A 14,504-nucleotide genomic window follows, 5' to 3' on the forward strand; every position below is an offset into this window, starting at 1 on the left:
TGAGCGAGGAAGAATTCGACGCCGGGTTTGGCGAGATCGAGGTGTTCGATGAGTGGGACGAGAACGACGACGAGCTGGTCTCCGAGTTCGAGTACTCCACCGGGTTCGAGAATGACTATGACGCGGGAGGCTTCGCTGAGGCCGACGCCGACGCCGACGCACAACTGACTGAAGACGAGTTCGGAGATGCCGTCTTCGGCGAGTACGACCAAGACGACAGTGGTGTCCTCGAGGAAGAGGAAGCGTCCGTCTTTGGCGACGACGATTGGTTCTGATCGTTCTGCGAGAGCAGCGCGCTCCTTCCATGAGGCCAGGATCCCGGCTCACCGTCCCGAAGTCCGGTGTTGCGGTCTTGTTTCTGGCCACAGGCGGCGCCCTTTAGCGGGCGCTGCTGACTCAACCGTAAATTTCCACCTACCTGACGGCTACAATGGTCGCCATCGCCGACGGTCAATGGCACACCTGTGGCTTGCCCGCCAGAGCCCTGGCATGCGGAGGCGGCGTGCGACCCGTAGTACCGCATCAGGGGTGGGACCAGTCACCATAGCTGCCCGCACCATACCAGCAGCTTGACCGAATGATGGCGGCAACTGCAACAGCGGCGCTGGGCACGCTACCTTCCCGCAGGCTCAGTCGTTCAATACGGTCATGTTGTCCGCATCCCACCCAACCCAGATCATATCACTGCCAACCGACTGGCCAGTTTCGGCATCCACATAGGCCTTGAGCAGTGTATTGCTCCTTTCGCCGACTGCGATCTGCATGGCCATGCGGCTGCCGAGAAAGGTCTTGCCGACGACACGCCCTTGCACCGCATTGGCGGTCTGCGGGCGTTCGGCGTGGAAACCAAGCTTTTCAAGCCGCACCGATGCTGTGATCGGCTGGCCTTTGCCCGGGAGACCCCCTGGAGCCTTGCCGAAAAGGGTCATGCCCTCCCAGTCCATCACCACCTTGTCGTCCTCGGTGCCGCGCATCAGCCCCGAGAGCAGGTTGGTCTCGCCGATGAATTCCGCCACGAAACGGCTTGCGGGCCGGAAATACAGTTCTTCGGGTGTGCCGTCCTGCTCCACGCGGCCTGCGTTCATGACCACGATGCGGTCGGACATGGTCAATGCCTCTTCCTGATCGTGGGTCACGAAAAAGAACGTCTTGCTGGTTCGGCGCTGGATCGACTTGAGCTCCTGCTGAACCTGGCCCCGAAGCTTGGCATCCAGCGCGCCAAGCGGCTCGTCCAGCAGAAGAAGAGCCGGATCGGGCGCCAGAGCACGTGCCAGAGCCACGCGCTGCCGTTGGCCTCCGGACAATTGTGCCGGGTAGCGGCTGCCCAAGGTATCGAGTTCGAGGAAGGACATGATCTCGTCCGAACGGCGCTTGATATCCGCCCTGCCCATTCCCTTCAGCTCCAGGCCGAAAGCAATGTTCTGCGCGACGGTCATGTGCGGGAACAGCGCATAGTCCTGGAACACCATGTTCACATGGCGTTTTTCGGGCGGCTGGTTGGTCACATCTTCTCCGTCGATTATCACCCTGCCGGAGGTCGGGCGTTCGAATCCGCCAAGAATGCGAAGCGTCGTGGATTTGCCGCAGCCCGACGGGCCGAGGAAGGTCACGAATTCGCCCTGCGCGATGTCGAGCGTCAGGTTCTCCAGTGCGATGGTGTCGCCGAAATGTTTCGACAGTCCTTCTATGCGGGCGAGCGGCTTGTCTTGGATCATGCCTCAGGTTTCCTTGTTCATGCGGCGCGTAAAGCGCTCGGCCCAGAGTCCGACCACCGCCGTCAGGATCAGCGCGACGGTCGCTATTGCGTTGATTTCCGGGCTCATGCCCGAACGGAGTTTGGCGAATATCAGGACTGGCAGCGTCGGCTCGTAACCTCCCAAGAAGAAGGAGCGGACGAAATCGTCGAAGGACAGCAGCAGGCAGAAGATCGAAGCTCCGAGAATAGCCGGAATGAGGTAAGGCATCGTCACCCGCATAAAGGCGATCACCGGGTCGGCGCCAAGATCGCGCGCCGCCTCAATCTGGCTTTTCGGCAGGGTGGACAGGCGTGCCATGATCACCAGAACCACGAAAGGCACGTTGTGCACAGCGTGCGCCCAGACGATTGCGCCCATCCCCGGTTCGATCCCAAGCCAACGGGCGTAGATGCGGAACGCGATGGCCGAGATGATCCCCGGCACCAGCGCCGGCAGCAACGTCAGTCCGAAGAGCAGGGCGCGGCCCGTGAATTTGCGCCCCTCGAGAAGTACGGCGATCCAGATGCCGACGATCACGGAGATCAGCGTCGAAAGCACCGCGATGGAGACGGAGTAGCCAAAGGTCGACAGGACTTCGGTATCGGCGAAGATCCCGGTGTACCAATCCAGCGTCCAGGACCGGATCGGAAAGCCGATGAAATTTGAATCCTTGAAGCCCATCATCACCATGAGGATCAGCGGCACGAAGACATAGAGGACAAATGCCCAGTAGACACAGGTGAGGAAGATGCGGTTGCCGCGGAACAACTCTACACGATCGTTCATCTCGGGTCTCCTTTACGCAAGGCACTCATGATCTTCTGGAAGGCCGCCGTGATCAGCAGCGCTGCCGCGAACATGATCGTGGCAAAGGCCGCACCGGTGGGCCATTGATCACCGGCGACGTGGAAAAAGCCCGCGATGGTCTCGGCGAAGACCGTGGTCGACGGCCCGCCCAGCAGGACCGGGGTCGCGTAGAAACCGGTCGAGATCAGGAACACAAGTGTGCACCCCGAGGAAATGCCCTCGATCGTCAGCGGAAGCGATATCCGGCGGAAACGGGTCCACGCCCCCGCACCCAGATCGGCGGCTGCCTCGTTCATGCTCTTGGGCAGCTTCTCCAGCGCCGAATACAGCGGCAGCAGCATGTAGAGCGAGGTCAGGTAAACGATGCCGACCCCCATTGAGAAGCTGGTATACATGAAGGGGATGGGTCGATCGACGAGACCAAACGTTGTCAGCACCAGATTCACGGCACCGGTATTCCCCAGCAAAATCATGATGGCATAGGTTCGCACGATCTCGCCCACCCAGAACGGGATCAGAAGGAGAAGCAGGAACAGCATCTGGTTCTTGCGGCTTACGTGACGGGCCAGGAAATAGGCGACGGGGTAGGTGATGAGCAGGGTACAGAAGGTGAATACCCCGGCAAAGATCAGCGTCCGGAAGAACGGCATCCAGAAGATGCTGTCGCCGAAGAAGCGGACATAGTTATCGAGCGTGAAGTTCTGTTCCACGCCCGGTGCGACAGGATAGGCATCGGTCAGCGACACCCGGAACATCTGTAGCATCGGGCCCAGGTGCTGCGAAAGCACCCACAGGATGGGAAAGGCGGCGAGGATCAGGAACTGCCGGCGGGGCGAGGCCGTCGCAACCCGCACCAACGCATGATACGGCCCCCAGCCGGACAAGCGGCCCCAGAATACCGGAGTTGAATTGCCGCCTCCGATGTTTCGTGTGGTCTGCTCCGAGGATACGTTCTGCGTCATGCTGTCGACTTTCGGAAGATTTACTCCCGGCAGGCGCGCGGCCGGCCGGGAGCGGATTTCGGAAGACCGTAAGGTCAGGCCGCCTTAATCGCCTCGACCGCGGGATCGACGAGGCTGTATTTCAGGTCGTTGGCCTCGGCGCGGAAGAATTGCAGGTTGGCCAGTTGCTCTTCAGGGAACGAGGTCGACTTTCTCTCCAACTCGCTGAGGTATTGATCGGCACCCTTGTAGGTCGAGATGAAGCCCGACGCCTTGGTCATCGCCGCGCCGATCTCGGGAGAGGCGAGGATCGCGTCGAGGAATTTGTACGCGTTGTCCGCGTTGGGCGCGTTGTTGGCGATGTTGTAGGTGTAGACGAAACCGTAGGAGCCTTCGTTCGGTATCGTCATGCCCAGCGGGAAGCCGTCGTTGATCAACGCCGCGGCGGGCCCGTTCCAGCTGTGACCCAGCACTATATCCTGGTTGACCATCATCTGTTGGAATTCGGCGCCGCTGTCGTAGTACTTGCGGACCAGCGGCTTGTGCTCGATCAGGAAGTTCTTGGCCTCCTCCACGATTTGCGCAGCCTTTTCCGGGTCATCCATGTACTCGACCATGTTGCCGTCATAGCCCATCATCAGCATGACGACGCTCATCATATCCTGAATGATATAGGCAGTCTGGTTCCTGTAGTCCTCGCTGAACAGCGTGTCCCAGGTCATCGCCTCTTCCTGGGTGACGAAGTCGGTGTTGTAGGACAGCACTTCCATCCCGGACAGGATTGGTGCGCCCCACTTGTTGCCATTGATCGTGGCCCAGTCGGATTCCGAGAATGTGGGGTTGATGTTGTTCCAGTTGGACAGTCGGTCGGTGTCCAGCGGCGCGAGCAACTGACTGTCGATGAACTGCAGAAAGCGGTGGCCCGCGACAGTCATGATGTCAACGGTGGGATTTGGCTGCTCGGCGGCCAAGAGGTTAAACTGTTTGCCCTGGTCGTCCACCAAGCGGATGTTCACCTTGATTCCGGTATCCGCCTCGAACTGCTTCTGGAAGCTTTCCGGCACAAAGTCGTTGTAGGTCCAGATATTGACCTCTCCACTCGACTGGGCCGAGGCGCGCCGAATATACATTGGCGAGGCCAGCACTGCGCTGGTCGCAGCGGCCGAATGCAGAAAGCGGCGGCGATTTAGGATCAGTTTTGACATGGCTGTTCTCCTTGTTGGGTTTGGCAGTTTCTTGTTGGTCGGTCGTAAATTGGTGTCGGACGGTGCAAAATGGCTATTGCAGCAGACCGGTTTTTGCCGCCCGCCTCAGATCTTCAAGGCTGTGGCTGCTCAGATCAAGGGCTTTCAGAATCTCGTTCTCTTCTTCGAAGTCCCGCCCGTACATGGCCGAAAAGATCCGGATGCCTGCCTCGTGAAGTGGCGCCGGGTGTCCCGTCAGCCGACCAAGTGCGGCGGTCAGGACCAGCCCGTAAGGGACGTCTTCGGTGACGTAGCGGCTGTCGGCGGTAGCCGGTCCGATGCCACCGTTGCCCTGCATGTGCATCTGCTGATTCATTTCCGAAATCGAGGCGATTGGGACATGGAACGACAGGTGGAAATGCTCGAAGATCGTCTTCACCTCAAGACCCAGCGCCCCGGCGATTTCCAGGCGTTCCAGATCCAGTTGTTCCAGCAGGCGTCCCACCTTCGGCGTGACGTTCGCGCCCTGGCTCCAGGTCTCGCCGTGTTCCATCCGGGTGATATTGCCCAAGGCAATGCCCATATGGTTCTGTGGATTGAGGTTCGAGAGCGAGATCGCGAGCAACCCGTCACGCGGCTGGAATCGATCGCCAAACAGCGTCTGACAAAGGCAGAGCGCCTCGTTGGAACGCGCTTCGGGAACCGTGCAGAGATCGACGCGGCTGCGCACTGTGTTTACCTTGACCTCGGCCCCGGATTGCCGCCGACCGGTACAGATCGTGGTGCCCCAGGCGGTGATCGGTACGGTGATGCCCCGCTCGGCCAGAAGTTGCATCAGATAGATCGCACCCAAGGAAGCGTGCGAAGAAACAATCACGTGATGACGTTCCTCGATATGCGGCGCCAACGCGTCCAGCACAGCTTTGTGGCCATAACCCGGCAGTGCGACAATCAGAACGTCATTCTGTCGCGCCAGCTTATCCGGGTTGTCCGCAATTCGGGGTTTCAGCGTGGCCTCCAATGCCCCGACAGCAGTCAGAGCCTGCCCCGCCGCAAGGTCTGCCGTGCCACTGCCCGAAGGCGACCAGAGCATCGGGTCATGACCCGCATCATGCAGCAACGCTGCTGTTCCGAATGCGATCGAGCCCGCGCCCGCCAATCCTACAGTTTTGCCCAAAATCCCTACCTGCTTCGCTATGTCAGCTGCTTCATGGAAAAATGCCATGGTGGAATGTCATCCCCTTAAACGGCACGTATTCAACCAACAGTCTTCGGGGGCCGAACCGGTTCGCCGAGCACATGCATTAGTCGGTTAGCCCACCCAAAAAGCGCGGAAGACAAGATGAGGTCCAGAATTTCGGCCTCATCCAGACCTGCGCTTATCAGTGCCGCCATATGCTGCGGACCCGCCTGTGACGGCGTCTCCGACAGTGCGACCGCAAAGTCAAAGATGGCCCGGTCCCGCGGGTCAAGTTCCGCCTGCGCACCGTCGCGGAACAGCTTGTCTGTCACATCTGTAGATTTTTCGAGATCCGCATGACGCGCCGCATGCACGGCGGCACAATAGATACAATGGTTGACCATTGAAGCCGCCAGCGCACCCAGCTCCCGCTCGGCTCGGCTCATCCCACCCCGGTCATACATAATGGCGTTGAATAGCGGCGAACGTACCTGCAAGCTCTCGACGTCATGCGCGAGGGTAAGCACGTATTCGGATATCTTGGTGTTCGAAGGCGTGACCTGCAGCGCGGCCAGCTGATCGGCGCTTGCGTCCTTCAGGTCGACGGGCTTCACACGAGGCTGCCAATGCGGGACGGTGCGTGTAAATTTCGTGATCACTTCGGTCATGCGTAACCATCCTTCATCAACCGCAGTCCAGCAATCACCCGAAGCTGATATGCAAGAAAGGCGTTCAGCTCACAAAGCCGTACGATGTCGGCATCCGAGATGCCCGCCGCCTGCAGACCTGCAATGTCTGCCGCAGTTACATTGCGGGTGTCGGTAGCGACCTTGTCCATGAACGCAACAACGGTCTCGAGCCCATCGTCGGCCCCATCCTGCGAAGGTTCCGCCAGCGAAGCGAAAGCGCCCGCGCTCGCTGCATATTGGTCGGAGAGTGCGCGTTCGTCATATTGTAACGCGATCCGCGCTGCAAAGGCGGCCCGGAGTTCATGCGACCATCGTCCGTAATCCTGCGGCCTCAGCACGGCCTCTTCGGCAGCCTGGGTCATTTTGAAGATCTTTGCACGTCCCTCGACGGCATCCCCGGGAGCGTTGCCCAATCCTGCGCTTTTCAATGCAGTTGTATTCATATCTATCAGGCCACTTTCTCTTTCTTTCCCGCGAAGGCCGCCTCTGATGGGACCCATTCGCTGCCATCGAGTTCCGGTTTGTCGTAGTCCAGCATCGCCTGCCAGTGCTTGTCTATGTCTTCGGCGTAAAGCTTCGCCGCAAGGGCGCGCGCCATCCAGCCGGCCCCCTCCGAGATCCCCGGAATGTCGCCACTGACCTTGCCGAGGCTGGCTGAGGCGCCGTAGTTGAAGCAGTAGACATTGGACAGCCAAGGCGCCTGCCCGGGCACCTTCTCACGGAAGGTGAAATCATCGTTCAGATAAGGAAACCGGCCCAGATCGCTGGAGGCTTCAGCAGCCGGTGGCGTATAGACGTCCTGCCAGAGAAGGATGTCGTTCGCGGCCTCACCGAACTCGGTCCGCGACATCGGATTGATGTTGAAGCCGGTGCCGAGGATCATGAAATCCGCTTCATACTTGGTCCCATCGGCAAAGCCCAAGATGACAGCGCCATCGCTCTCGGTTGCTGTCTCCACCGCCTTGCCAAAATGAAAATGAGCATTTGGATGGCGGCTGACACGTTTGGTGGAGCCATGTGGCGGCGGCGTCTGCGTGGCAAAGGAATATTGCATGAAGCGCCAGCGCCATTCATCGGGCAGGCTGGCGAAACCGGCGGTAAAACCGAAAGAGCCAATGCCCATCATCTTGTTGATGGTCGGCATTTCCTTACGGCGGATCAGGTGGCGAACCTCGGCTGCTCCGTGCTCCAGCGCTTCGGCGGCATTGTCCACAGCAGAGGCACCAACGCCCACCACCGCTATGCGCTTGCCTTTCAGCGCGTCAAAATCGATCTCGTCGGCGCTATGAGCCCAGAATTTGCGGTCCAGGCCTTGCACGAAACCCGGGATATTCGGCTCGCCGGTACCATCGCGCCCGGTGGCAAAAACCACCTTGCGGGTCAGGATTGACGTCGCCGTCGTGCCCGACAGGTGAAGGCGCAGCAACTCGCCCTCGGGTACCACCCGATCGACAGACACTCCGTTCTCGATCGGAATCTCAAGCACCCTGCGATACCACTGAAGGTATTCCATCCACATCGGCCGCGGGATCTTATCCAGCGCGTCCCACTTGTCGGACCCGAACTGCGCGCGGTACCACGCCTGAAAGCTCAGCGCGCCATGGCCATAGGCCGGGCCGGTCAGTTCCTTTGGGGACCGAAGCGTCTCCATGCGCGCATAGGTCAGCCACGGGCCTTCCAAGCCTTCCGGGCTGCGGTCCAAAACCCGAATATTGTGAATACCACCGGTCTTCAGCGCCATCCAGGCCACCATGCCGCACATGCCGCCGCCGATGATCACCATATCGCTGACGCCTTCACGAGGAGGCACCCAATCCTTGCCCGGCCAACAGAGGAATTTCAGGTCTTCACTCAACCGCGCTTCGAGCGCGGGCAGACCCAAACCATCGATCTTGGGAGTGGTATCCAATGTCATTTCATCTTCCTGTAAGTCATCGGTTCGTTCACGAAAATATTGGACGGATTTCCCCATTTAGGGTGAAGATCATCAATATGAAAGGCATGGGCATGCCGTTGCCGCTGCCCATGCGCCGGGATTTCACGCAGATGACGATGATCCGCAGGCAGTTCGGGATGCTCATGTTCGCGGGTCAGCGGGTCGGTCGAGGGCCAAGCCCGCAGCGCCAGAATCACCATGCCGATGGTCAGTCCCGATAAAATCATGAGCGCCGTTTCCAGTCCGACCCGTGCCCCCAGTTCACCAGCCAGCGGGTAGGCCACCATCCATCCCGCGTGGGACAGCGAAAACTGTGCTGCGAACACTGCCGCGCGGTTCGCCCTCGCGGCGGAGCGCGCAATTACGAGACCACCCGGCGTCAGCACCAGCGACGCAGCAAGCCCGAAACCGACCCAAAGTGCCATGTACCCAGCGTAGCCAAGCGGCAGCACGATCGCAAAGCCGAGCATCGCATGCAGAACCGCGCCCGCAGCCATCGTGCGGCGCTCTTGCAGAGCCTCGATCAGGCGCGGCACCAGAACAGCGCCGATCACTGCACCCAGCCCGTAGAACGTCATGAGAACCGGGAATTCCGCTTCTGCATTCCCCAGACGCACTCCGGCCAGAACGACAGAATTGACCAGCACCCAAGCCATTCCGAGCGATAACGCGAAATTCAGCAGGAACAGCCCACGCAACCTCGGGGTCCTGCGGTATATGGACAACCCCCTTGACGCCCTTGCGATAAACGATCCCTTTCTCGGATCCACGCTATCCGCCGGGAAATGTGTCAGCAGCAGCATTGCAATGGACCCGAGAAAGGCCACGGCCGCCACCCAGAACAAAAACGCAGATGCAACCATCTGCATGACGATGGCTGCGATCACCGGTGAAAGCACCGACTCCAGCGTATACGCGATCCGCGACCACACCAACGCCCGACTATAGCCGTGCTCATCCGTCAGCACATCGGGTATCACGGATTGGAACAGGGGCGTGAACCCCGCCGAGACCGCGAAGAAGCAAAATGCCAATACGGCTATTTGCCAGGTTTGCGTCGCAAAGGCCATGGGCAGCAGCAGTAGCATGCGCACCACATCCAGCCCCACCATCACCCGTCTGCGCCGAAGCCCGGAAAACAGCGCTTCGGCCAGCGGCGAGACGCCGACATATGCCACCATCTTCACCGCAAGAAGAAAGCCGAGGATCTGTCCAGCCGCCGCCGCCCCGCCAATCCGGTAGGCCGCCAGCGACATTGCGACGGTCATCAGGCCAATCGCCAAAAGCGAGAAGATCTGGGCAGCGAAAAGCGTCCGGAACGCTGCGTTGGCCATAGGACTGAACAAGGTTGCGATCATGACACGAGCATTTCCTTGGGAAAGCTTTCAGAATTGAACCTGCCGTTTCCTGTATCGACACGGTACTGATCGACATAATCTGTGGCAACCGCTGCCAGATCATCGACCGCAGCTATAATCGTGTCCGCCTTTTCATCGGTCATCAAAGCTGAAAAATTCAGACGAACCCAGCCGGGTTTGGCGATTTCATCGCCTCTACCCAATGCCTCGATGGTAGCATCGGATTCGGTTTTGCCCAATCCAAGCAGACGGTGACCGTAAGGACCTGCACAAGCGCACCCTCCTCGCGCCTGGATCCCGGTCAGGTCACTGAGCAGGCGTGTAAAGAACTGATGATGCAGCAGCCCCCCTTTTGCATCCCGCACACGGAAGGAGAAGATCGGAAGCGCGTTTGCACTCGGAATGCCCAGCAGCTCGATCCGGTCATTCTTCCCCCAAGCCTTGACCGCCCGCGCACGCAGTTTTTCGTGCCGCTCGTCGAGCCAGCCCTGACCCAGTGCTTCCTTGACCAGCATCGCCAGCGCAACGCGAATGTCGCCGATCACGTTCGGAGTGCCACCTTCTTCCCGCGTCGACAGTCTGTCAGAATAGATGTGGCCCCAAGGCGATACGAAATTTACCGTGCCGCCGCCGGGGAGCGTCGGCGTGGTACGACGGACGATCCCATCGCGGATCACCAGAACACCACTCGCTCCTGGTCCGCCCGGAAACTTGTGAGCCGAAAAAACCAACGCATCTTTCTGTGCATCGGTCCCGGCCTTCATATCCATTTCGCAATAGGGACCGGCACAGCCGTAATCCCATATTGCCAATGCGCCATGCGCGCGAAGCTTGCGCGTCACGGCGTCCACATCTGTCAGAATGCCGGTCACGTTCGAGGCCGCCGAAAAGGTGCCAACAATCCGCCCCGCCCCTTGGGCAGCGTTCAATGCGCGCTCCAGATCGTCCATGTCGACCCCGCCACCCGGGGCTTCGGCGATCTCGACCACCTCTGCACCAGTCTCTCGCCAAGGGAGTATATTTGAATGATGCTCGTAGGGTCCGGTCAGGACCACCACTCGCTCACCCGCGCGAACCAATCCGGAAAGACCGAGAAGACCAACAACGCGGTTGATCCCGGCGGTCGAGCCCGCACCCGCGAACACGACGCTCATGCCCGCGCCCGCGCCGGTCAGCCTGGCCACCTCGGCCCTCGCACCCTCGCGCAGCTTGGACATGTATTCGCCGCAGAACGACGCTTGCGTATGAGTGTTGGCATAATAGGGCAACACGCGATCGCGCACGAAATCTTCCACCTGGGTCAGAGCGCGGCCGGAAGCCACGTAGTCGGCATAGATCAACGGACGGGCACCGAACGGACCGGCAATATGCACATCTTCGCCAATGAGGCCCTCGCGGACCCGATCATGTACTTCGGCGCTTTGCAGCGCGGTCTTGAAAGTATCGAGCGCAGTCATGTCTTCCTCTGATTTGACAAGAGCAACTATGACGCAATTTTCGGGAGGATTTTCACATAAATTTGCCTTTGTGTCGGATAATTTGAGTACTATTATCGAATAATGGCACGAATTTTAGATCACTTTGACCACCGCATCCTTGAGGAATTGCAGCGAGATGCTGCACAACCGCAACGCGCGCTGGCCGAAAAGGTGGGGCTTTCGCAGAATGCCTGCTGGCGCCGTCTCAAGGCGCTGGAAGCTTCCGGCGCGATCCGCAAACGCACGGTTGTGATCGATCGAGAAAGTCTCGGCGGCGGTTTTGTGGTTTTCTCCATGATCAAGACGCGCCACCATTCGGCGGAGTGGCTCCAGCAGTTCCGAACCCATGTCTCAGCCATCCCGGAGGTGATCGACTTCTTCCGCATCGGTGGCGAATACGATTACCTGCTGAAGATCGTCGTCCGAGACATGTCCGGATACGACAGCGTGTACAAACGGCTGATCGAGAACATCGAGCTGGAAACCGTAACCTCATACTTCGCCATGGAAGCCATCGAGGAACAACGTCCTATTCCTTTGCGGTGAAATCAGCTTCGGGGCGCGTTCATCGCCAGTTCCAGCCCCCCTTGCCCGAGCGTTCGGATCTCGTCCCAAACTGGCGATTCACGGCATGCTCTGAAGCTATCGGCTTGGCCAGATGACCGCTTGTCGGCGCTACAAGGCCGGCACGCCGATCACATGAGGGTGCGCAAGGATCAGCGCCACGAAGGCCCCCAGACCGAGCAGTATGCGCAGGACGGTGCGAGGCCACGAACGCGGGGCGTGAAGCTTGGGCGCGGCGCGGCGGGATTTGTCCAGGGAACGCCATTGCTCCGCGCCCATGATGCGGCGTTTGCGCCTGTCGATCAGGCTGCGCCCGGCGATTGCGAAGACGCCAAGGACGCCGAACAGCAGGATGTGGGCGACGTCTCCGTTTGGCAGCAGATGCACACCTGCCCAAAGGGCGAGTGCGTTCAGGATCGGATGACGGGTCAAGCCGGTGATGCCCGGCCGCGTGGGATCGTATGCCTCGTTTCGGGCGCCGCCGAAGGAAAACGGGTTGGGCCGAGCGATGCTCAGGGCCAACAACAGGCAGACCGCCAGCATTCCCAGATGCGTCACATGGCGCTGCCACGGAACCTGGGGCCAAAGCTGGACATAGGGGGCCTGTCCTGCTGACCAGATCAGGATCGTCAGCATGCCGAGCGACAGGATCGAGTAGCCCAACCCGAAGCCACGCGCGCCCAATGCGGAGGTCAGGTGCGATTTCACCGCCGGGCGCACCGGAATCGAGTGCGTCAGGAAGAACGCGGCGAAAACGGCGGCATAACCAACCCAGCTCATGCGGTTTTCCCCGGCTTGGGGCGCACCAAGATCGGGCCGTAGGCCACGGCGAACCCTGCGAATGCGATGAGCCACAAGAGCCCGGACACGTAACTCAATTCCACCAGCACCGATGCCCCGAACCGGGCTGCCACCGATCCGAACAGACACAGATAGATCGCCAGCGTTGCCCTGCCTGCAACCAGGTCCTGTCCGGTATGTCCGAGTGTCGCCCGTGTCATCACGGCCAGCGTCATGGCACCGATGGCCCCTGACATCCAGAGGTGTTGTGCGGCTGCCGTGGGGTGACCCAGCACGATCGCGGTCCCGAGGGCGAGCGCCCCGATCGGAAGGAACGCGTAAGAGACATGCAACACCCAGACCAGCGCCTCGGCCAGGGTATGATGCCCCTGCCAGCGGGTCAGTCGGGCCAGGTGCAGGGCGCCCATCACGACCAATGCCATGCCCGTCTGGATGCTGTCCGGGTATGCGACCCAGAGCCCCAGAGCGCCAAGGCTCGCCAACAGGACAATCTTGTCGAAGCGTTGCATCGGCGGCGCGGGGCGCGCAGATCTTTCGGTGCGTGCCAGCCAGTTGCGGGTGAAGGACGGGATAATCCGCCCACCGATCACGGCGATCATCATCACCGCCATGGCAAGGCCAAGCCGCAGGCCGTATCCCTGTGCCGCATAGCTCCCGCTCAGGGCCTCGTAGTGGAACACCGCATTGGAAAGCGTGAAAACGGCCAAGAGCGCAAACACGATCAGGTTGCGCCAGTTCTTCCCGGCGACGATCTCGCGCAGGATCAACGCACCGAGAACGACCGGAAACGCGAGGTCAATTGCCGGTGCGGTGCCGGCGGGCAAATTGGCAGAGCCAAGAATGGCAAGGCGCCCGAGCACCCACAGCGTGAACAGCGCCGCCAGCCGCCAACCCACCATCGGCAACCGCCCGGTCCAGTTCGGAACAGCGGTCAACAGGAACCCGGCCAGAATCGCGCCCAGATAGCCGAAAAGAAATTCATGCGCATGCCAGGACACCGGGTCCAGCCGCGTCGGCAATGTGAGCGCCCCCGTCATGGCCGGCAACCAGAGCAGCATTGCCAGCACGACCCAAACCGCACCGAACAGGAAGAAGGGGCGAAATCCAAAGCTGAAAAGCGCAGGCCCCGTCCAGGCGCGCATTTGTTCTGCCGATGTCTGTGCCATCACGTGGCTCCGTTGCTGGTTCGGATGCGTGTCAGGACAGTACCGTCATCGGAACATGTCAGGCGAACACGCCGTCCGGCGTTAAAGAAGGTCAGGCGAAACCGGCCGGCATCCGCGCCTTCGCCGATTTCGAAGCGGCTGGTGATGTCGCCAGATCTCATCTTCTCGCGAACCTCTCGCGGCGCCAGATCAAGCAGTTCCGCCAGATCGGACGCGTCGATCACCGGCTCGCCGCTGGTGATGTCGATCTTCATGGCGCGGGGTCTCTGTCGGCCACATCCATCAAGTAACGAATGTGGCGCGCAAAGTACCAGGTGGCGGGTGCTCCGATGGCGCAGCCAATGCCGATGGACGCGGCGGTCGAGGCCACCGGCCCGCCAACCCAGCTGAAGATCAGCGAGGCGAAGAACACGTTGACCGCCGCCGCCCCTGCCCCGAACGGGTAGAGCGCGATCGCGATCCGTGTTGTGGACCACCCTTGCCGCGTCATGTGCGGGCGACCAGCCGTTGCACCAGCACCAGCGCCGCAATCAGCGCGATGCTGCCTATCGCGAACCAGAATTCCGCGGTAGCGGATTGGGCCTGCGGAATGGGTCGGTCGAAGCTTGATGCCAGTGTGGGGGATGCCAGCACGGCTGCAATGATCGAGGTGAGAATACGCATG

Annotated in this window: 17 protein-coding genes; 2 read left to right on the plus strand and 15 right to left on the minus strand. The window is 60.4% G+C overall.

What is annotated here, in order from left to right:
• The coding region (locus LCF60_RS13795; protein WP_292292520.1) for a hypothetical protein at positions 1 to 275 on the plus strand (275 nt) is incomplete at its 5' end.
• 354 nt (positions 276 to 629) lie between these two features.
• Here the strand turns inward: LCF60_RS13795 and LCF60_RS13800 are convergent.
• The 10 genes from LCF60_RS13800 to LCF60_RS13845 form a co-directional block, all read right to left on the minus strand.
• Positions 630 to 1,712 (minus strand): ABC transporter ATP-binding protein, encoded by a 1,083-nt coding sequence (locus tag LCF60_RS13800; protein WP_292292591.1) that lies wholly within the window; start codon positions 1,710 to 1,712, stop codon positions 630 to 632.
• A gap of 6 nt (positions 1,713 to 1,718) precedes the next feature.
• Complete coding sequence (locus LCF60_RS13805; protein WP_292292592.1) at positions 1,719 to 2,504, minus strand: ABC transporter permease; 786 nt, start codon at positions 2,502 to 2,504, stop codon at positions 1,719 to 1,721.
• A gap of 14 nt (positions 2,505 to 2,518) precedes the next feature.
• Complete coding sequence (locus LCF60_RS13810) at positions 2,519 to 3,505, minus strand: ABC transporter permease (protein ID WP_292292521.1); 987 nt, start codon at positions 3,503 to 3,505, stop codon at positions 2,519 to 2,521.
• A gap of 74 nt (positions 3,506 to 3,579) precedes the next feature.
• Positions 3,580 to 4,689 (minus strand): extracellular solute-binding protein, encoded by a 1,110-nt coding sequence (locus tag LCF60_RS13815; RefSeq protein ID WP_292292523.1) that lies wholly within the window; start codon positions 4,687 to 4,689, stop codon positions 3,580 to 3,582.
• Positions 4,690 to 4,762: 73 nt separating this feature from the next.
• On the minus strand, positions 4,763 to 5,845 hold the full coding sequence (locus LCF60_RS13820) for an NAD/NADP octopine/nopaline dehydrogenase family protein (RefSeq protein WP_292292525.1): 1,083 nt from the start codon (positions 5,843 to 5,845) through the stop codon (positions 4,763 to 4,765).
• An 80-nt stretch (positions 5,846 to 5,925) separates the two neighbouring features.
• On the minus strand, positions 5,926 to 6,516 hold the full coding sequence (locus tag LCF60_RS13825; RefSeq protein WP_292292527.1) for a peroxidase-related enzyme: 591 nt from the start codon (positions 6,514 to 6,516) through the stop codon (positions 5,926 to 5,928).
• Complete coding sequence (locus tag LCF60_RS13830; RefSeq protein WP_292292529.1) at positions 6,513 to 7,037, minus strand: hypothetical protein; 525 nt, start codon at positions 7,035 to 7,037, stop codon at positions 6,513 to 6,515. Before LCF60_RS13830 ends, LCF60_RS13825 begins: the two co-directional genes overlap by 4 nt.
• Positions 6,986 to 8,452, minus strand: coding sequence for an NAD(P)/FAD-dependent oxidoreductase (locus LCF60_RS13835; protein ID WP_292292531.1), 1,467 nt, complete (start codon positions 8,450 to 8,452; stop codon positions 6,986 to 6,988). Before LCF60_RS13835 ends, LCF60_RS13830 begins: the two co-directional genes overlap by 52 nt.
• The gene (locus LCF60_RS13840; protein WP_292292533.1) at positions 8,449 to 9,831 is read right to left on the minus strand and encodes an MFS transporter; all 1,383 of its coding nucleotides are present in this window, start codon (positions 9,829 to 9,831) and stop codon (positions 8,449 to 8,451) included. The genes LCF60_RS13835 and LCF60_RS13840 overlap by 4 nt, the downstream gene beginning before the upstream one ends.
• Positions 9,828 to 11,288: an aminotransferase class V-fold PLP-dependent enzyme gene (locus LCF60_RS13845; RefSeq protein ID WP_292292535.1), complete on the minus strand. Its 1,461-nt coding sequence runs from the start codon at positions 11,286 to 11,288 to the stop codon at positions 9,828 to 9,830. The genes LCF60_RS13840 and LCF60_RS13845 overlap by 4 nt, the downstream gene beginning before the upstream one ends.
• 102 nt (positions 11,289 to 11,390) lie before the next feature.
• Between LCF60_RS13845 and LCF60_RS13850 the strand changes: the two genes are divergently transcribed.
• The gene (locus tag LCF60_RS13850; RefSeq protein ID WP_292292536.1) at positions 11,391 to 11,855 is read left to right on the plus strand and encodes an Lrp/AsnC family transcriptional regulator; all 465 of its coding nucleotides are present in this window, start codon (positions 11,391 to 11,393) and stop codon (positions 11,853 to 11,855) included.
• A 129-nt stretch (positions 11,856 to 11,984) separates the two neighbouring features.
• On the opposite strand, the gene LCF60_RS13855 is transcribed toward LCF60_RS13850, so the two are convergent.
• The 5 genes from LCF60_RS13855 to LCF60_RS13875 are packed head-to-tail and all read right to left on the minus strand — an operon-like array spanning position 11,985 to position 14,503.
• Complete coding sequence (locus LCF60_RS13855) at positions 11,985 to 12,653, minus strand: NnrU family protein (RefSeq protein ID WP_292292538.1); 669 nt, start codon at positions 12,651 to 12,653, stop codon at positions 11,985 to 11,987.
• On the minus strand, positions 12,650 to 13,840 hold the full coding sequence (locus tag LCF60_RS13860) for an NnrS family protein (protein ID WP_292292540.1): 1,191 nt from the start codon (positions 13,838 to 13,840) through the stop codon (positions 12,650 to 12,652). Before LCF60_RS13860 ends, LCF60_RS13855 begins: the two co-directional genes overlap by 4 nt.
• Positions 13,840 to 14,094 carry a DUF6522 family protein gene (locus tag LCF60_RS13865; protein WP_292292542.1) on the minus strand — a complete coding sequence of 85 codons (255 nt, stop codon included), beginning with the start codon at positions 14,092 to 14,094 and terminating at the stop codon, positions 13,840 to 13,842. The genes LCF60_RS13860 and LCF60_RS13865 overlap by 1 nt, the downstream gene beginning before the upstream one ends.
• Positions 14,091 to 14,330: an NnrT protein gene (locus LCF60_RS13870; protein WP_292292544.1), complete on the minus strand. Its 240-nt coding sequence runs from the start codon at positions 14,328 to 14,330 to the stop codon at positions 14,091 to 14,093. Before LCF60_RS13870 ends, LCF60_RS13865 begins: the two co-directional genes overlap by 4 nt.
• The gene (locus tag LCF60_RS13875; RefSeq protein WP_292292545.1) at positions 14,327 to 14,503 is read right to left on the minus strand and encodes a protein NnrT; all 177 of its coding nucleotides are present in this window, start codon (positions 14,501 to 14,503) and stop codon (positions 14,327 to 14,329) included. The genes LCF60_RS13870 and LCF60_RS13875 overlap by 4 nt, the downstream gene beginning before the upstream one ends.
• Position 14,504: the final 1 nt, after the last annotated feature.

Source organism: Marivita sp. (assembly GCF_020055635.1).
Taxonomy (GTDB): domain Bacteria; phylum Pseudomonadota; class Alphaproteobacteria; order Rhodobacterales; family Rhodobacteraceae; genus Marivita.